The organism is Enterococcus sp. 9D6_DIV0238, assembly GCF_002174455.2.
GTDB lineage: Bacteria > Bacillota > Bacilli > Lactobacillales > Enterococcaceae > Enterococcus_L > Enterococcus_L dunnyi.
The window spans coordinates 3,374,965-3,393,307 of the sequence record NZ_CP147246.1 but is presented as its reverse complement, the minus strand read 5'-3'; the positions used below and the strand labels follow the sequence as shown (position 1 = coordinate 3,393,307).

At 37.8% G+C, this 18,343-nt stretch carries 16 protein-coding genes; 5 read left to right on the top strand and 11 right to left on the bottom strand.

Annotated features, from left to right (window positions below):
- Nucleotides 1-99 precede the first annotated feature (99 nt).
- From A5889_RS15975 to A5889_RS15960, 4 genes are all read left to right on the top strand, one after another.
- A complete protein-coding gene (locus A5889_RS15975) occupies nt 100-741 on the top strand; it encodes a helix-turn-helix transcriptional regulator (RefSeq protein ID WP_087639764.1) in 642 nt (213 codons plus the stop codon).
- A 193-nt stretch (nt 742-934) separates the two neighbouring features.
- Nucleotides 935-2,287, top strand: a complete 1,353-nt coding sequence (locus tag A5889_RS15970; protein WP_087639763.1) for a Mur ligase family protein — start codon at nt 935-937, stop codon at nt 2,285-2,287.
- Entirely contained in the window at nt 2,277-2,972 is a 696-nt protein-coding gene (locus tag A5889_RS15965; protein ID WP_087639762.1) for a type 1 glutamine amidotransferase, read from the top strand. The genes A5889_RS15970 and A5889_RS15965 overlap by 11 nt, the downstream gene beginning before the upstream one ends.
- 558 nt (nt 2,973-3,530) lie before the next feature.
- Nucleotides 3,531-5,681 carry a C39 family peptidase gene (locus A5889_RS15960; protein WP_176372756.1) on the top strand — a complete coding sequence of 717 codons (2,151 nt, stop codon included), beginning with the start codon at nt 3,531-3,533 and terminating at the stop codon, nt 5,679-5,681.
- A gap of 109 nt (nt 5,682-5,790) precedes the next feature.
- On the opposite strand, the gene manA is transcribed toward A5889_RS15960, so the two are convergent.
- The 7 genes from manA to licT all read right to left on the bottom strand — a co-directional run bounded on the left by manA (nt 5,791) and on the right by licT (nt 14,047).
- Complete coding sequence (manA, locus tag A5889_RS15955) at nt 5,791-6,765, bottom strand: mannose-6-phosphate isomerase, class I (protein WP_087639760.1); 975 nt, start codon at nt 6,763-6,765, stop codon at nt 5,791-5,793.
- Between the two features lie 71 nt (nt 6,766-6,836).
- On the bottom strand, nt 6,837-7,844 hold the full coding sequence (locus A5889_RS15950) for a serine hydrolase domain-containing protein (RefSeq protein ID WP_176372755.1): 1,008 nt from the start codon (nt 7,842-7,844) through the stop codon (nt 6,837-6,839).
- A 13-nt stretch (nt 7,845-7,857) separates the two neighbouring features.
- Nucleotides 7,858-8,685 carry a VOC family protein gene (locus A5889_RS15945; protein WP_087639759.1) on the bottom strand — a complete coding sequence of 276 codons (828 nt, stop codon included), beginning with the start codon at nt 8,683-8,685 and terminating at the stop codon, nt 7,858-7,860.
- 141 nt (nt 8,686-8,826) lie between these two features.
- Nucleotides 8,827-9,411, bottom strand: a complete 585-nt coding sequence (locus tag A5889_RS15940) for a guanylate kinase (RefSeq protein WP_087639758.1) — start codon at nt 9,409-9,411, stop codon at nt 8,827-8,829.
- 112 nt (nt 9,412-9,523) lie between these two features.
- Nucleotides 9,524-10,972: a glycoside hydrolase family 1 protein gene (locus tag A5889_RS15935; protein ID WP_087639757.1), complete on the bottom strand. Its 1,449-nt coding sequence runs from the start codon at nt 10,970-10,972 to the stop codon at nt 9,524-9,526.
- A 133-nt stretch (nt 10,973-11,105) separates the two neighbouring features.
- Nucleotides 11,106-12,977: a beta-glucoside-specific PTS transporter subunit IIABC gene (locus tag A5889_RS15930; protein WP_087639756.1), complete on the bottom strand. Its 1,872-nt coding sequence runs from the start codon at nt 12,975-12,977 to the stop codon at nt 11,106-11,108.
- Nucleotides 12,978-13,207: 230 nt separating this feature from the next.
- The gene (licT, locus tag A5889_RS15925) at nt 13,208-14,047 is read right to left on the bottom strand and encodes a BglG family transcription antiterminator LicT (protein WP_087639755.1); all 840 of its coding nucleotides are present in this window, start codon (nt 14,045-14,047) and stop codon (nt 13,208-13,210) included.
- Nucleotides 14,048-14,453: 406 nt separating this feature from the next.
- Here licT and A5889_RS15920 point away from each other — a divergent pair, with 406 nt between their 5' ends.
- Nucleotides 14,454-15,074 carry an FMN-dependent NADH-azoreductase gene (locus tag A5889_RS15920; RefSeq protein WP_087639754.1) on the top strand — a complete coding sequence of 207 codons (621 nt, stop codon included), beginning with the start codon at nt 14,454-14,456 and terminating at the stop codon, nt 15,072-15,074.
- Between the two features lie 57 nt (nt 15,075-15,131).
- Here the strand turns inward: A5889_RS15920 and A5889_RS15915 are convergent, their stop codons facing one another.
- The 4 genes from A5889_RS15915 to murA all read right to left on the bottom strand — a co-directional run bounded on the left by A5889_RS15915 (nt 15,132) and on the right by murA (nt 18,318).
- The gene (locus tag A5889_RS15915) at nt 15,132-16,298 is read right to left on the bottom strand and encodes an AI-2E family transporter (RefSeq protein ID WP_087639753.1); all 1,167 of its coding nucleotides are present in this window, start codon (nt 16,296-16,298) and stop codon (nt 15,132-15,134) included.
- A gap of 4 nt (nt 16,299-16,302) precedes the next feature.
- The gene (locus A5889_RS15910) at nt 16,303-16,665 is read right to left on the bottom strand and encodes a PTS glucitol/sorbitol transporter subunit IIA (protein ID WP_087639752.1); all 363 of its coding nucleotides are present in this window, start codon (nt 16,663-16,665) and stop codon (nt 16,303-16,305) included.
- A 160-nt stretch (nt 16,666-16,825) separates the two neighbouring features.
- Nucleotides 16,826-17,005, bottom strand: coding sequence for a DNA-directed RNA polymerase subunit beta (locus tag A5889_RS15905; RefSeq protein WP_087639751.1), 180 nt, complete (start codon nt 17,003-17,005; stop codon nt 16,826-16,828).
- A gap of 14 nt (nt 17,006-17,019) precedes the next feature.
- Entirely contained in the window at nt 17,020-18,318 is a 1,299-nt protein-coding gene (gene murA / locus A5889_RS15900; protein WP_087639750.1) for a UDP-N-acetylglucosamine 1-carboxyvinyltransferase, read from the bottom strand.
- Between the last annotated feature and the right edge of the window lie 25 nt (nt 18,319-18,343).

The window sequence follows — 18,343 nt, the reverse complement described above, 5'->3', positions numbered from 1 at the left end:
TATATTCGTTCTTGATTTTCGTATCTAGGGCTTATAAATCAAAGAACTATCTTACTTATCGAGTTTTATTATTTTATACACATTAGAAAGGAGAACCTTATGCTTTCAGATGAAAAGTTAATTTTTCTTACGCAAGTTGCCAAAGCCTTGGCAGGTCAGTTTGGCGAAAACTGTGAAATAGTGATCCACAAAATCAATGAAGACAATGTAAACAATACGATTGTATCCATTGAAAACGGTCATGTTTCTTCCCGTCAGCTTGGAGATGGTCCTTCTCAAGTCGTTCTTGAGGCGTTGAAAAAAGATCCAGCTGATTTAGTTGACCACATCAATTACCTAACAAGAACCCACGACGGACGAATCTTAAAATCAAGCACCATTTATTTTAAAGATAAATCCGGAAGCTTAGACGGAATTTTTGCGATCAATTATGATATCACCTCTTTGATCGCGGCTGAATCTACCTTAAAATCTTTGATTTCAATTGATGAACAAGAAGACAGCAACAAAGAGCCAGATTATATTCCTCAAGACATCAACGAACTCTTAGATGACCTGATCGAAGAATCTGTTAAATTAGTGGGCAAACCTGTTCCGCTTATGACCAAAGATGATAAAGTAAAGTGTATTCAATTTTTGAATAATAAGGGCGCATTTTTAGTCACAAAGTCTGGAGATAAAGTCGCTAATTTCTTTAATATTTCCAAATACACGTTATATAGCTATATCGATGCGAAATAATCAAATCTGGTGGCTGGTAGATTCCTTTTTTAAAGGAACGACCAGTCACTTTTTTTATACGTTAGTATAAATTCTTTATATTATAGTAAGAAAAAGCAAAAGGAATTAATTTTTTTTTTCAGTTGTGTTATTATAGATTGAGTTTATTGTTGTCTTTAGACACGAATAATTGAGACAAATTGGAGGTCACTTTATGGGAATCAGAAGCCATGCAGCGATTTTTGCTGGAAAAACTTCTCAATGGTTATTACAAACATTTTTTAAAGGCGGCAGCAGCTACCCTGGAAAATTAGCATTAAAAATCGATCCTAAAATTTTAGATACATTAGCAAAAGACTATGAAATCATCGTTGTCACAGGAACAAACGGAAAAACATTGACGACAGCTTTGACTGTTAATATTTTAAGACAAGAATTCGATCATGTTTTGACGAATCCAACTGGGGCAAATATGGAGCAAGGCATCGTTTCAACCTTTTTATCTGCCAAAAATAAAGGAGCAAAACAAAAGTTTGCTGTTCTTGAAATCGATGAAGCCAGCTTAAGCCGTGTAACTAAATATATTGAACCAAAACTATTTTTATTTACAAATATTTTTCGTGATCAAATGGACCGCTATGGCGAAATTTATACAACGTACAAATTGATCGTCGATGGTGCTGCGCAAGCACCAAACGCACCGATTTTATGTAATGGTGATTCACCGATCTTCAATTCCATTGAAACGATCAATCCTAGAAAATATTATGGCTTCAATCACCAGCCAGATGAAGAACAGATGGCGCATTATAATACAGACGGCTTGCTTTGTCCTAAGTGTCATCATATCTTACACTACAAAATGATCACGTATGCGAATTTAGGAAAATATTATTGTCCAAATTGCGACTTCCATCGTCCAGAATTAGATGTTCAATTAACTGAGATGGTTCGAATGGATAACGTTTCTGCCGATTTTGTGATCGATGGCGCAGAATACAACATCGCAGTTGGTGGAATGTATAATGTGTATAATGCTTTAGCAGCCACAGCAGTAGCTGAACACTATGGTGTTGCACCTGAGAAAATCAGAGCAGGTTTAAGCTACGATGAAAAAGTTTTTGGCCGTCAAGAAGTCATCACCATCGAAGGAAAACAATGTACCTTGATTTTGGTGAAGAATCCTGTAGGTATCAATCAAGTTATCGATATGATGGGGCTTGCCCCATACTCCTTCTCACTGGTCTCATTACTTAATGCGAATTACGCAGACGGGATCGATGTGAGTTGGATCTGGGACGGAGATCATGAAGCATTGGCTACAATGGACATTCCAGAGATGATTGCAGGTGGCGACCGCCATCAGGATATGGCTCTGCGTTTAAAAGTTGCGGGCATTCCAGAGGACAAATTAAGAGAAATCCCTGCGATAGATGATGTAATTGCTGCGATCAAAGAGCTGCCAACAGAACATGTTTACGTTCTAGCAACCTACACAGCAGTTTTACAGTTACGAAAATCATTAGCTGCTCAAGGCTATATTCAAGGAGGAATGAATGGTGCCTAAAGAATTAGTTGTTTGTCATTTATACGGAAATTTACTGAATACCTATGGTGATAACGGAAATTTGTTGATGCTTAAATACCTTTCTGAAAAAATGAATGTGACTTTTCGTTCGGAGATCGTCAGTGTTTATGAAGATTTTGATCCCCAAAAATATGATTTAGTCTTTATTGGCGGAGGTCAAGATTTTGAACAGCTGATCATCTCGGATGATATTCAGACAAAAAAAGAGACATTAACAGAATATATCGAGAATGATGGCGTCATGCTGGCGATCTGCGGCGGCTTCCAATTACTTGGGCATTATTATATGGGTGCTAAAGGGGAAAAAATCCACGGTATTGGTGCCTTAGATCACTATACATTAAGTCAAGACAATAACCGCTACATTGGGGATATCGTTATTCATAATGAAGAATTCAACGAAACATATTATGGTTTTGAGAATCATAATGGCCGAACCTTTTTGGGTAAAGGTGAGCGTCCACTTGGAAATGTTGTTCAAGGAAAAGGCAATAATAATGAAGATGGTTCTGAGGGTGTCATCTACAAAAATGTCTTTGGCTCTTACTTCCATGGTCCGATCTTGGCTAGAAATGAAAATCTTGGTATCCGATTGATCAAGACAGCTTTGGAAAAAAAGTACGGAGAACCTTTTGTCATTCCTGAGGAAATGATTCTAGCTTAATAACAATCACCATAGGATCGATCCATAAAATACAAGAATTTTTATTAAAAATTGAGCCGTAAGCAACTGTTATTAAGAAGATAACACCTGCTTACGGCTCTTTTGTGTGCTGTGATTATACTTCGATCGCCTGTACTCATTCGCTCAGCTTGAACCGATATATTTTACATTCCTCTACTGATCCTTTTTATAACAGCCAGTTCTTTTAGTCTTACTAACCTTAGTACGCTCAACGTAATTTCTAAGATAAAGTATCCTATAATGATATGATAAGAACAGCTAGAATTCCATTTTTGAAAGATAGTCTCACAAGTCTACTTGAAAATCAAACAACCTACCTCTTCCCTATTTTACTATAGCTAATCATTATACATATAGCTTGTTTTTTTGCCATAAAAGTGTTCCCCTTTATCCCTGTGGCTAAGTGGTGCAGTAAAAGTCGTAATATGCTAAAGTTAAAAGAGCGAATGAGAATAATAAAAAAAGAACAAATTATCCTCACAGAACACTCATACATTTGCGACTGGTATCTAAATAAATCAACTGGAGGTAACGATGATGAAGAACTCATTTTTTTTGCTAATTGGGGTTGTTGCTGTTTTTACATTTGGCACAATTAGTGCTTCATCTGAAGAGGTAGTCATCGAGTCTCAAACTACCATTGAAGATGAAATAACTGAAACGACAACTAGTGAACAAGTAGTACAGAGCACGGAAAGTACTACGGAGCCTACAGCGACCAGCTCTGAAAGTACTACCACATCCGAACCAGAACCTACAGCAGAAAAAGCAGCGCCAATGTCTCTCACTTATTCAATTTACAATGAACAATCAGGCTGGCAAGCTGTACAAAACAATGGCGCGATCGTAGAATACCCTAATAGCAGAATTGAAGCTTTCAAAATAACTCTCGAAGGTGCTTCTGCAGAATTAGGTACTGTGCAATACCGTGCTCATGTAGCAGATATCGGCTGGCAAAATTTTGCTGATACCGATAGCATTAGCGGCGTCTCTGGAAAACGGATGGAAGCAGTCCAAATCCAGCTAACTGGGACACTCAAAGAAACCTATGACATTTACTACAGACTACAGGTTCAAAATTTTGGCTGGCTGGATTGGGCAACGAATGGACAAAATGCTGGTACGACCGGTTTTTCTTATGATATCAAAGGACTCCAGATTCAACTAGTAGAAAAAAGGCAAACGGCACTTGGTACAACACCCCGCCCCTTTGTTCAATATAAAAAGCCAAATATAAAATACCAAAGTCATATCCAAGATATCGGCTGGCAAGGCGTCAAAATGAATGGTCAATTGAGTGGAACAACTGGTCAATCAAAGCGTATGGAAGCAATGAAGATCGCAGTAGACAATCTGCCTGTTTTAGGCGGGATCGAATACCGCAGTCATGTGCAGGATATTGGCTGGCAAGGGTATGTTGCCAATAATGCAATGACTGGCACGATGAAGCAGTCGAAACGAATGGAGGCCTTGAGTATTCGTTTGACTGGAGAAATGGCTCAGCACTTCGATGTTTATTATCGAGTTCATGCAAAAAATTTTGGCTGGTTGGACTGGACCAGTAACGGACAAAATGCTGGTACAGCAGGTTTCAGCTATCAATTAGAATCCATTGAAATCCAATTGGTCAAAAAAGGGGCCGCTTCACCTGGTCCAGTAAAACGTCCCTTTGTTCAATACAAACAGCCTACAGTTTCTTACCAAAGTCACGTCCAAGATAAAGGCTGGCAAGCGCCAAGTACGAGTGGCCAACCAAACGGATCTATCGGTCAAAGCAAGCGTGTAGAAGCAATCAAAGTAAACGTCAGTAATGCCCCAGTATCTGGCAGTATCGAATATAGAACGCACGTTCAAAACATTGGCTGGCAAAAATACGTAGCGAATAATAAGCTAAGTGGAACCACAGGTCAATCGAAACGTGTAGAGGCTTATGATGTGCGACTGACTGGAGAATTAGCCAAACATTTCGATGTCTATTATCGAGGGCACATTGAGAAAATAGGAAATTCAGGCTGGAATAAAAACAGCGGGATTGTCGGCAGTTCAGGATTTAGTTTGCGTTTAGAAGCTATAGAAATCCAACTTGTGCGAAAAGAACATAAAGCTCCGTCCCTTTCTAAAAGCTTTTGGGAAAATAAATCGGCAGAATTGAATGTACCATTCATCAACCAATACGCTTCAAATGTGCCTATGGGGTGTGAAGCAGCCTCTTTATTGCAAGCTCTCAAAACATTAGGCTATGCCAAAAACTATACTTTAACAGCATTTCTTAATGAAATGCCGATCTCATACAATAATGACCCTAATAACGGATTTGCTGGAAACCCATATATAATTATGACAAATGGCGTTTACCAATCGATTTTTGCACAACCATTAACAACTTGGGGCAAAAAATATGGCAACGTACAGAATATTTCTGGCAGCTCTGCTTCTGATTTGAAATTGCAGCTAACTTTAGGACGTCCGATCGTTGTGTATGTCACTTATAATTTTGAATCTCCAACTTACGGCTACTATTTTTGGGGCAAAGGAGTAGACAATGCCCATATCATGACCTTAGCAGGCTATAACAGCAAAACCAAGAAATATTTAGTTTCAGATCCAGCTAAAGGAAAATATTGGGTCGACTATGCTGTTTTTGAGAAAGCATATAATCTTACTAAAGGAGCCGTCATTGTTCGGTAATATTCAAAGCAACTAGTCATAAAGAACCTGCCTATATAAACACAGGCAGGTTCTTTATATATTTCATCTATTCTAATGATTCAAACATTTCTAAACAATCCCAAGATGCCTACGCATTCTCACCAGGCTCAGACGCAATGATCGTAACATCACCTTCAATACGCCATTTTTTTATATCACTTGGTAGGATAAAACTGCTGCCTTTTTTCAACTCATAGCTTTCAGCTTTCATTCCATCTTCATTTTCGACGACCAAATTCCCAGCACCATCAATGACCGTAGCCAAAGTGTACGGCGCATTTTTCGTTAACTTCAAGATACCTTTCACTTGCCATTCATAGACATTGAAAAATGCTGTCTTTAAATAGGTAACGATGCTTGATTGTCCTTGATTTTGCTGCTGAATAGTTAATTGCGCATCTTTCGCCGGAACTGTGGTCACGTCTACTGATTGCTGAATATGCAATTCACGCGTCTGACCTTGATCGTCTTTTCGATCATAGTCATATACACGATAAGTCGTATCACTACTTTGTTGTGTTTCTAAAATCATGATGCCTTTACCAATCGCATGGATCGTTCCGCTTGGGACATAGAAAAAATCTCCTTTTTTTACAGGAACCTTCCGCAATAAATCATCCCAGCGACCTTCTTTGATCAATGTTTCAAGTTCTTCACGAGTCTTCGCGTTGTGACCATAAATGATCGTTGAACCTGGTTCTGCATCGATAATGTACCAGCATTCTGTTTTCCCTAATTCTCCTTCATGAGCCAAACCATAGGCATCATCTGGATGAACTTGTACAGATAAATCATCCTCTGCATCTAAAATCTTCGTCAGTAAAGGAAATACATCTCCTTTAGCATTACCGAATAATTCACGATGGTTGGTCCATAGATCATCAAGTTTCTGTCCTGCAAATTCACCATTTTCCACGACGCTTACGCCATGAGGATGCGCACTGATCGCCCAGTCCTCTCCAATTTTGTTGCTAGGCAGATCAAAACCGAATACGGTATGTAAACGATCCCCACCCCAAATTTTTTCTTGAAAAACAGGTGTTAAAAATAAAGGTTGCTGCATTGTTTGAGACTCCTTCCATTTTTGCTCGAATTTATTATACCACTAAAAAGAAAGCGATTCATCTTTGCTTGTTATTTTTCTTTTAAATATATTTGAATCAGTTCATCGCGCTTTTGAATATAGTCTGCTCTTCGATCAATCGGATGAACACGATTTGAAAGAAAAATAAACGCTTCTTGCTTTAGGACATCAATCAGTAAAAAGGTCCCTGTATACCCTGTATGGAACAATAACGGTCGCTTCTCCTTGTCATCTTTTAAATCCCAACCTAGTGAACGGTGTCCTTTTTTATCGGGTGTTTGATCCGATAAAAGTGAGACAATCGTTTCTTTTTTCAACAATCTTCTAGAACCAGCCAACCCTTGTCTCAGATACATGCCAACAAATTTTTTTAAGTCAGCTAAATTTGTAAATAATCCAGCATTTCCAGCATGTTCAGCTAAAACCAACGCTTTTGGATCATGAGTTTGCCCACGTATAAGTCCTCTAACTGGATGCTTTTCGGTTGGGACAGTTTTCAAAGACTCTTTCGGTAAAAAACAACTGTCATTCATACCCAAAGGCTCTAGCACTCGCTCTTTAAAGATAACGATAGCATCCTTACCTAACAAATGTTCCAACATGAAGCCTAGAAGTATCGTTCCAGTATCTGTATAGGCTACTTTTTTTCCAAGCTGATCGCCAGACCGAACATGATAGTATGCTTCCCGCAATTCTTCTTTAGATAATTCGTCACGGTTCTCGATGTAGCTTTGAATATCTGATGTATGAGTCAATAAATGTCTGATCGTTATTTTTTCATCATTGAACACTGGTAAATAGTTGTTAAATGGTTGATCTAGATCGATCAGGCCTTCTTCCAATAATTGAAGAACAACCGTTGTAGTACAAATGACTTTCGTCAAAGAAGCCACATCAAAAAGCAGTGAAGGCGTAAGCGGCTCTATGCTTGGAATGACTTGAGCACTGCCCCACGTATGATCTTCACTGTAGCCGTTTATGATAAATGAAAAGCTCGCACCTGAAAACGTTCCTTGATTCATGAGCTGTGTGATTTTTTCTTTTGTTCTATCGTACATCTTATTTTCCCTCTTAGTTTCTTACAAACCACCATTCAATATTACTTGGATCGTAAATAGTTAATATCGTTCGTTTATTATCGATAAAAAATGCCTGATTTTGTTCTTCCAAGTGCCCTTTCAAGCGGATCATTTCATCTTCCTGATCAACATTCAGCACAAAGAAATCGATCCCTAAAGTATCTTTTGTTGTTGCTTTTTTGTTTGACTGCTTTGAATGCTCCAAATGAATAAAAAAATTATGATCATTGATCGCTAATGTATCTTCACTATCTGATTTAGGAACCATCCCTAAAATTTCTTGATAGAAATGATAGTGTTCTGACTTATCATCAACATATAATTTCACTCGATCCAATCTGACTTCTGGAGACAGATTCGTGTATAAAACTTTACTAGATTTGATCAAATGCTGAATATCCAGTTCCTGCAATGACGTTTCCGTCTGCTTCGTTTCATCATTATACGTAATAGCGATATCATTGCCTTCAGGATCACTTAAAAACACACTTTTTCGACCATTTTGCTGAATGGCGCATGTAATTGGATAATCATGAACCGTAATTCGCCGCAAAAGACTGCTGAACTCTTCCAATGTTGGAATCAACAAAGAAAAACAGACAGATTTCTCATCTACTTCCACCTGTTCAGATTCTGTTTCTTCTAATATAAGTAATCGACTGTCTCTTTTCAGAGAACCAAAAATAGACAAATTATTTTCTTCTAATTTTAACACAAAACCCAACACATTCTTATAAAAGCTGACCATCGTTTCTACATCTTTTATCCGAATTGCAACCGTTTCTACATAGACATCTTTCGATAGTATAAATTTCTCCATTCGACTTCCCCCTCCGAATGTCTCCTAGAGTTTATTTTATACGTGTCTCCTGATTTCAGCAAGCAAATACGCTTATCAATAAAGGTCGTACAAAAAGCATTTTTAGCACTAAACTACTTGCTCTATAAAAAATAAACTTGCCTAGTCATGTTTTTTTATGCACTCTTCGACGATGTGAGCTAAACTCTTCACAACACAATCAAATGGCTGGTTTGCATCTATAATGAAGTGTTGAGGATAGTGTATGATTTTTTCTTTATTTTTGATTTCTTGATCATATAAAGCAGAACGTTCCTTAATGATCTCAGGCAAATCTCCTCTTTCCTGTAATCGTGTCATCACATTCTCTTTAGATACATCTAAAAAAATCGGAACCACCATCGGTTTAAACAGCTTTTCGATCGCCTCAAATCCCTGAAAGGTTAAAACATCATACGCACAATGTTTCGATGTTTTACGCAGCAGTTCATCAATGCCCACTCCATATTTTTGTCCATTATAGGTATCATATTCTGCTAAAGCATTTGACTGAATCAAGTTCTGGAATTGTTCTTGTGTTTCAAAATAGTAATCGATTCCCCCTTGTTCTCCCAGCCTCTTTAGTCGGGTCGTGTGAGAAATCACTTTATAATCTTTTGGAAGAACAGCTTCTGCAACCTTTGTTTTTCCAGAGCCGCTTGGACCGATAATAATAAAAAATAGATGTTGTAATGAAGGGTTTGTCATTGGTTTTCCTCCTTTGAAAACTTAGCACAACTATACAATAACTGAACGATTGCTTCAACTAAAAAAAGCAGCCGACCATAACTTGAAAAGTTACAGTTCAGCTGCAAGAGTATTAATTTAGATCCTGACCATTTGTTTCAATGACTTTTTTATACCAGTTGAACGATTTTTTCTCATAGCGATTCAATGTTCCTTCGCCATTATCATCTAAATCTACATAAATAAAGCCATAACGTTTGCTCATTTCACCCGTCGATGCACTAACAAGATCAATACATCCCCAAGGCGTATAGCCCATTAGATCAACACCATCTTTTATTGCATTAGACATCGCTTCAATATGGCGACGCAGATAATCGATACGATAATCATCTTCTACATAGAAGTTCTCGTCAACCTTATCGATCGCTCCTAAGCCATTTTCAACGATAAATAGTGGTTTTTGGTAACGGTCATACAATTCATTCAATGCAATTCTCAAGCCTTCTGGATCGATTTGCCAGCCCCATTCACTTGCTTCTAAGAATGGATTACGTACACCACCTAGTAAGTTTCCAATCACTGTGTCTTCTTCTTCAGCTGTCTCATTGACTGCTGATGACATATAGTAACTGAAACCAATATAGTCTACCGTATATTTCTTCATCAATTCCAAGTCATCTGCGCCCATTTCTAATGCAGAAACACCATATTTTTCAAACATACGTTGTTGATAAGCAGGATATTCACCGCGAACTTGTGCATCCGTACAATAGAAGTTGAATTCCTGATTTTGAGCTAAGGTCGCCATTTGATTGACAGGATTAGCATCGATACTGTAAGTAGTTGCATAAATGATCATACATCCGATTTGCATATCTGGATTGATTTCGTGTCCGATTTTCACTGCTTTAGCACTTGCTACAAACTGATTATGCCATGCTTGGAAAACATTTTGATAATCGCCGGCTCCAGTCGCTTTGACCATTCCCTGGCTAAGTGCTGGAAAATGGAAAGCAGAATTGATCTCATTGAAGGTCATCCAATATTTTACTTTTTTACCATAACGATTCAAAACGACCGTTGCATATGTTTCAAAGAAATCGATCAACTTACGGTTCTTCCAGCCGCCATATTCTTTAGCCAAATGTAATGGCATTTCGTAGTGAGAAATCGTCACAACAGGCTCTATCCCATGCTTCAAACATTCTTCGATCACTTGATCATAAAACTTCAAGCCAGCTTCATTTGGCGTAGACTCGTCTCCTTTAGGAAAAATTCTAGCCCAAGCGATAGAAAAGCGATAACATTTGAACCCCATTTTTGCAAATAGTGCGATATCTTCTTTGTAGCGGTGATAATGATCGATGCCACGATGATTTGGGTAAATATATTTATCCTCATCGATCTCCCAATTAAAGGTATCACTGCCTAACACTTGAAAACGCTGCTTGCCACCAGGCATCGCATCTGCAACAGATAATCCTTTACCATCTGAAAGATAGGCTCCTTCTAGCTGATTCGCTGCTGTTGCACCGCCCCATAAAAATCCCTTTGGAAATGCAGTAGTTTTGTTTGACATATAATCGTCCTCCTTAAATTTATAAGCGTGACAAGCCCATTTGATCCTCGTTAGAAAAAATAGAGCTGCTTTCAACTTGACTCTATTTTTATCCGGTTTTCCTTGATACTACTTCAAATAGCCAAAAATCTTTTTAGCGAACCACTGCCAGGAAGTCTTCACCATGAAGCACTTCTGTTTGATTCATATCTAATACATCAAGAAAATCAGCACTATTTGTTACGACGATCGGCGTAACAACTGGATGTCCAGCTTCTTTGATTTTATCGATATCAAATTTGATCAATAAATCACCTTGTTTCACTTTATCCCCTTGTTTTGCAAGTATTTCAAAGCCGTCACCATTCATTTCAACAGTGTCCATGCCAATATGCATCAGCACTTCCGCTCCATCAGTGGTAGTAATACCAACTGCATGCCCTGTTGGGAACAACGTAGTGATTTCTCCATCTGCCGGAGCATAAAGTTCACCGACTGTTGGTTCAACTGCAATTCCTTTCCCTAAAGCGCCAGATGAAAACACTTGATCTTCTACTTTATCTAAAGGAACGATTGCACCTGTTAATGGACTGGATAAAACAATTTTATCACCTTTTGCAGCTGTTTGACTTTCTTTTGTTTCTTGTGTTCCAGCAGCTTCAACTTTGTCATCAAATCTCAAGATAAATGTTAGAACAAAGGCAACTACAAAGGCGATAGCCGTTCCGATGATCGCTGCGATCATACCTGATGTATCTTTTGTTTCTTGCGGAATAAATCCTGGTAAGCTCAACAAGCTGATCAACCCAAATACAAAGTTTTGAACATGACTAAAGCCAATATATGCACCACCGATCGCACCACCGATACAAGCGGCGATAAATGGTCTTTTCAGAGGAAGCGTTACACCATAAACAGTTGGCTCAGTAATCCCAAAGACAGAAGTCATTGCAGATGATAATGCTAAACCTTTCAATTTTACATTCTTTGTCATGAAGAACACGGCTAAAGCTGCACCACCCTGTGCTAAAACAGCTGGTAATAACATTGGCGCCATTGTATCAACACCACCGCCTGCTTCAGATAAGTTTAGCATCATGATCGGCACAAAGCCCCAGTGCATCCCAAACATTACGAATACTTGCCATAAACCACCCATTACAGCACCTGCGATAATTGGACTAAAACCATAAATACCATTGTAGCCTTTACCTAATAGATCACCTAAAATTGTACCGATCGGACCGATCGCAATAAATGTTACTGGCGCCATTACCAAGAAAACTGCTAATGGAACACAGATAATTTGCAAGAATGACGGAATAACTTTTTTGAAAAAGCGTTCAACATAGCTTTGTACGAACACAGCCAAAATAATTGGAATAACTGAAGACGTATACGCACTTGCACCGATAATCACTGGAATTCCAGCAAAGCTTAAAGTATTACCTGCTAGTGCCGAAATACTTGGATGAACTAACGCCATCGCTAAACAGACTGCCAAAAATTCATTTGTCTTAAATTTCTTCGCCGCCGTGAATGCTAGAAGAATCGGTAAGAAGGTAAAAATACCATCAGCGATAGAAAAAAGTACTACATAGACACCAGATTCTGCTGTCAACCAATTCAATGTGAGCGCTAAAGTCAAGAACCCTTTTAAGACCCCAGCTCCTGCCATTGCGCCTAAAAATGGTGTAAAGATAGAAGAAATAATATCGATCAATTGATTAAAGATATTTCCTTTAGGTCCTTCATCTTTAGAATCACTATTGTCCCCTAAACCACTGTGAGCCATCAATTCCTTATAAACATCACTAACATGACTTCCGATAACGACTTGATATTGTCCGCCGCTTCTAACGACTTGAATGACATCTGGATCTTGATTTAGCTTATCAGTTGCTGCTTTCTCCTCGTCTTTCAATTTGAAACGTAAACGAGTTGCACAGTGTACAACGCTATTTACATTCTCTTCTCCGCCAACCATCGATAACACGCGTTCAGCGATTTCTTGATTTTTACTCATAATCATTTTCTCCCTTGCTTAATTTTATCAGGCTAAGTGCTCTTTCTCATTAAATGAAAAGAGAACCGTCCATATTTTTGATTTTTTTATATAAAAAAACCTAAACTGAAAAAACAATACTCGCCTATACATAAAGAAAAGATACGTATAGATGAATCGTTTGTTTTTTCAATCTAGGTTTTGCCTGCTAATCAGTAACAATCCGCTATGATTGAATGTTTTTGATGAAACTACTTTTTATCTCCAACCACTCGTTGGATATGTATGGTTAGATAAATTTGTTCAGCCTTATCGATCGGCTTTTGATATGTCTTAACTAGATAATCATTGATTCTTTGTACCGATTGAAATGCTTTCGGATACTTACTTTGAATCAATTCATAGAGAAAATCATCTTCTTCATCGTGCGCTTCATTTTGCAGATAGCGTTGTGCAAAATACTGCAGATGTGTCACGATTCGTTGATAATTCAAGGAATCTTCGTCAAATGGTTTCCCAAAGTAACGGCTAATGATCGTCAAGATATCCCGTACCATCTCAGTAGCTGACATGGTCACTTCCATATTCCCGTTTGCTTGTTCACTATTGACGATATGAAAAGCAATGAATCCTGCTTCACTCTCAGAAAAATCAACAGCTAATTTCTCTTTGATCAACTCTACACCTTTTTTAGCGATCGCAAACTCTTTAGGATAAAACTTTTTAGTCTCAAACATCAATGGATTGGGCATCTCCAATCCTTCTTTTGCCCGCATGATCGCATAATGGATATGATCCGTCAACGTTAAGTAGATATTTGAAGAGAGCTCGATCCCTAAATCAGCTTCTGCCATATCAACGATCTTTTTAACGACCTCGACTTCCTCCATAGGAATATCTGCAAATAATTGCTGAAATTGTCCTGAGGTAACAGAATCTTTTAGAACAAACTCTTTTTCAATAAAGGTTGGATCGATCAAGTCTCCAACTTTTTTTTGAAATGCTAATCCACGGCCCATACAGACAATTTCTTCACCTGATTCATTTTTTGTCATAACGACATTGTTGTTTAAAATTTTTTCAATATACATGATGAACCTCACTTTTACAAATACAAATGAAAAAAACCTAGAATCCGCCCACTACTACAAACTTATGGAAGATTCTGGTTTTGCCTGCCGAACAGTAACAATCCTTAATGCATGCTTAGCATACCATTATTTTAAAATAGATGCAACCCTTTTCAAAAAAGGAATTGAGAATTTTTTTAGAATCGAATAAAAAATACGGTGTTCCATCTCAGAATATGACTCCAAAAGAGATCATCCACAAAATAAAGATTTATGGCTGCTCAAACACTCGATGTTTTTTACCAAAAAATCATATACAAACAATTTTTATATAATTTTCGCAAAAACATTGATTTTCTTACTTTTTATTAGTAAAATAAGTCTTGTTTACAAATAAAGATACTTAGGTATTTAAAGGAGATTTTATATGTCAAAATTATTAGTTGTCAAAGCACACCCGCTTACAAAAGAAGAATCACGTTCTGTACGTGCATTAGAAACTTTTTTAGAAAGCTATAAATCAGAAAATCCAGCGGATGAAATCGATGTTCTTGATGTTTATGCTGATTATGTTCCTGAAATCGATGAAGAATTATTATCTGGTTGGGGAGCATTACGTACTGGTACAGAATTTACAGCTTTAAACGAAAGCCAACAATCAAAAGTAGCACGTTTCAACGAGTTGACTGATCAATTCTTAGCTGCTGATAAAGTTGTTATTGCAAATGCCTTATGGAACTTAAACGTACCTACTCGTTTGAAAGCATGGGTCGATACGATCAACGTTGCCGGCAAAACGTTCAAATATACTGAAGAAGGACCAAAACCTTTAACTGAAGGTAAAAAAGCTCTACACATCCAATCAAATGGCGGCTTTTATGAAGGACAAGATTTCGCGTCACAATATGTTAAAGGGATCTTAAACTTCATCGGAGTTTCTCAAGTCGATCAATTATTTATTGAAGGAATCGACCATTTCCCAGATAGAGCAGAAGAATTATTAGAAACAGCAATGAACCAAGCAACGACTTTAGGTAAAACTTTTTAAAATAAAAAAAAGAGCGTGGGACAAAACTAAAAATCAGTTTTGTCCCACGCTCTTCTTTTATTCTTCTTGATTTTGTCCCTCTTCTTCATGATACAAACTTGATACATCTTTATACCACTCAAAAATATGGGTAATGATAACTTTAGCCGCAGCATAGACTGGAATACCTAAAATCACTCCTACCACACCAAAAAGCTTCCCAGAGGTCAATAAAACCACTAAAATCGTTACTGGATGAATATCCAGCTGACTACCTAAAACAAGCGGTGAAATCACACGGCCCTCGATCGTTTGTTCAATAACAAAAACGACTAAAACTTTTATTAACAGAACAGGACCGCCTACGATCCCCAAAAATATAGCCGGAATCATTGCTAAAAATGAACCAAGATATGGAATCAAATTCAAAAATCCAGCTGTGATCCCTAACGTGATCGCATAATCAAGCCCGATGACCGAAAACCCTATAATGAACATCACCGCAACTGCAAACGCAACCGTCAACTGCCCGCGAATATAAGATGACACTTGTTCATTCACTTCACTCAAGACCCTCAATGTTGGCTTACGCATTTTATTTGGTAAAAATTTCATAAGATAAGGAGCCAACTGTTTGCCGTCCTTTAGAAGATAGAACAAAATGAATGGCATCGTAACGATTGCCACAAAGACAGTTGCTACAGCGCCCACAAAACTTCCTAATCCTTGAACGGTAAACGTAGAGATATTGCGGATCACATCACCTAATGAATTAGTCAATTTATCGCCCATATCCTCTAACTGTGTACGGAATTGCGCGAAAAGCGGATCACTTAAAATTTCCTGCATCTTTTTATCGATCGTTTCGATATATTGAGGGAAATGATTCCCAAAGCTAATGGTTTGCTCTTGTATTTTTGGAACAATTACAACTAATCCCCAAATGATCAATGCAACAACGATAATGAACAAGCCAATGATGCTCCAAATCCTTGGAATCTGCTTCTTTTCCAAGAAATCAACTACTGGATTCATTAAATAATACAAGATACCTGCCATGATCAATGGTAGGCCGACGACACCAATAAACTGCCAGACTGGTGTAAACAGGTAGGAAACCTTAGTAAAAACCAAAATGATCAATAAAATCAGCAATACGATCAATAAAGCTGTGACCACTTGATTATTCAAGAACCAACGCCAAAACCACGAAAGGCGTTTTTCTTTGTCCTTTTCATTTTTCATTTAATCACACTCCAGAAGACACATAGTCAATTGTTGTTCCGATCTGAATCTTCGGAAGGGTTGTTGGATCAAGATATAAACCATTGACAATAGGATCTTCCTCAGGTATATCAGTAAAAACTAAAGTGACATGGGCAATGCTGTTTAAATTTTCATTCGCATATGACCCCACATAACGAATCGTGTATTCCTGTTCGTCAATTTTTAGTCGGTCTCCTTCTTTCATTTTCAATGATCGTGTTTCTTGAAATTTTTGAATTACGGAATATTCTTTTAGTCCTTCTGTGGCACTTTCACCAAATAGAATGATCATTGGTTCTTTTTCATCCAAGGCTTTTGCACCAATTTCGGTAACTATTGCTTTCATCACATAATCTTCCCTTCATCTAGTATTCACTTTTAATTATAACATAGAACATTTTTTCTAAATCACTATTTTGAACTAAAACACGATTCTTATTTTCTTATCACTTTTTATCTAAAACGAAAAAAATCACCACAAACAAAACGTTTGTAGTGATTCATTATCAAGATTTAAAAAAGTCTAGAATATGAGCCCAAATTTCTTCTTTAAATACATCTTTAGGATTTCCTCCACCGATCACACCGTAACCGATCATCGTACCGGCAACAAATAAAATGATCACTAAAGAAATCACAACTAAGACTTTCAACAAAGTCACTATTATATAGCGTGTCGAACTCATATTTTTTTCCCCTTTTAAAGAATTGCAGATAGATTTTTTTCAACAACTTTTTCGTCGTTGACACGTTCCACTTTTGCTCCAAGTTTTTGAAGTTTTTCATGGAATTTATAATAACCGCGGTCTAGATACTCTAGATGAGAGACACGAGTGATCCCTTCAGCACGTAAACCAACTAAAATCAATGCTGCAGCTGCACGTAAATCTGTTGCTTCGACAGCAGCTCCTTGTAAACGTTGTGTCCCATTGATGATAGCAACATTTCCATCGATCTTCACGTCTGCATTCATACGCTGCATTTCTTCAAGATGTTGGAAACGATTTTCAAAAACAGTTTCAGTGATAACACTTGAGCCATCCGCTACCATTTGCATCGCTGTCATTTGTGCTTGCATATCTGTTGGGAAACCTGGATGAGGTAAAGTTTTAACATCAGTTGGTTTGATCACTTTAGGACCAACAACACGTAAACCGCCTCTTTCTTCACGAATCACAGCACCCATTTCAGTCAATTTAGAAATCAACGGACGGTTGTGTTCTGGAATAGCTTCTTCGATCAGTACATCCCCTTGTGTCATTGCCGCAGCCACCATGAAAGTACCTGCTTCAATACGGTCTTGAACGATCGAATGTTCAACAGCATGAAGTTTTTCAACGCCTTCGATACGCATCGTTTCAGTCCCAGCACCAATGATTTTCGCACCCATTTTATTAAGGACATTAGCTAAATCAACGATTTCAGGTTCTCTAGCCACGTTTTCGATGATCGTAGTACCTTTTGCTTTAACAGCCGCCATCATGATATTTTGTGTTGCTCCAACACTTGGAAAATCTAAATAAATCGTGTTTCCTGTTAATTCTTCAGCAATGGCTTCAATATATCCATTTTTCTGGATGATCGTCGCACCCAATGCTTGAAATCCTTTTAAATGTAAATCAATTGGGCGTTTACCGATGGCACAGCCACCAGGCATTGCTACTTTAGCATGCCCATTACGAGCCAATAATGGCCCCATAACGACTATCGATGCTCTCATTTGGCTAACATATTCATAATTTGCTTCAATGCCTAACGGTTGAGTCGCATCTATTTTAACTTGGTTTAATTCTTCATTGAAATCAATATCTACATTTAAATGTTTAATTACTTGGTTCATTGTAAATACATCAGAAAGAATCGGTACATTATTTAATGTCGTTGTTCCTTCTTCTGCTAATAGGGTCGCTGCTAAAATAGGTAATACTGCATTTTTAGCCCCTTCGATCTTCACAGTTCCTTTTAATTGGTTACCACCATGAACAATAATTTGTTCCATTTTGTTCCCCCCAAAAAAATTAGAA

Coding starts and splice junctions, on each gene's coding strand:
- A5889_RS15940 (WP_087639758.1), bottom strand. CDS start 9,411: ATGACAAACCCTTCATTACAACATCTATTTTTTATTATTATCGGTCCA.
- A5889_RS15960 (WP_176372756.1), top strand. CDS start 3,531: ATGAAGAACTCATTTTTTTTGCTAATTGGGGTTGTTGCTGTTTTTACA.
- A5889_RS15915 (WP_087639753.1), bottom strand. CDS start 16,298: ATGAAAAATGAAAAGGACAAAGAAAAACGCCTTTCGTGGTTTTGGCGT.
- A5889_RS15965 (WP_087639762.1), top strand. CDS start 2,277: ATGGTGCCTAAAGAATTAGTTGTTTGTCATTTATACGGAAATTTACTG.
- A5889_RS15905 (WP_087639751.1), bottom strand. CDS start 17,005: ATGAGTTCGACACGCTATATAATAGTGACTTTGTTGAAAGTCTTAGTT.
- A5889_RS15970 (WP_087639763.1), top strand. CDS start 935: ATGGGAATCAGAAGCCATGCAGCGATTTTTGCTGGAAAAACTTCTCAA.
- licT (WP_087639755.1), bottom strand. CDS start 14,047: ATGTATATTGAAAAAATTTTAAACAACAATGTCGTTATGACAAAAAAT.
- A5889_RS15920 (WP_087639754.1), top strand. CDS start 14,454: ATGTCAAAATTATTAGTTGTCAAAGCACACCCGCTTACAAAAGAAGAA.
- A5889_RS15935 (WP_087639757.1), bottom strand. CDS start 10,972: ATGTCAAACAAAACTACTGCATTTCCAAAGGGATTTTTATGGGGCGGT.
- A5889_RS15975 (WP_087639764.1), top strand. CDS start 100: ATGCTTTCAGATGAAAAGTTAATTTTTCTTACGCAAGTTGCCAAAGCC.
- A5889_RS15930 (WP_087639756.1), bottom strand. CDS start 12,977: ATGAGTAAAAATCAAGAAATCGCTGAACGCGTGTTATCGATGGTTGGC.
- A5889_RS15945 (WP_087639759.1), bottom strand. CDS start 8,685: ATGGAGAAATTTATACTATCGAAAGATGTCTATGTAGAAACGGTTGCA.
- A5889_RS15910 (WP_087639752.1), bottom strand. CDS start 16,665: ATGAAAGCAATAGTTACCGAAATTGGTGCAAAAGCCTTGGATGAAAAA.
- A5889_RS15950 (WP_176372755.1), bottom strand. CDS start 7,844: ATGTACGATAGAACAAAAGAAAAAATCACACAGCTCATGAATCAAGGA.
- murA (WP_087639750.1), bottom strand. CDS start 18,318: ATGGAACAAATTATTGTTCATGGTGGTAACCAATTAAAAGGAACTGTG.
- manA (WP_087639760.1), bottom strand. CDS start 6,765: ATGCAGCAACCTTTATTTTTAACACCTGTTTTTCAAGAAAAAATTTGG.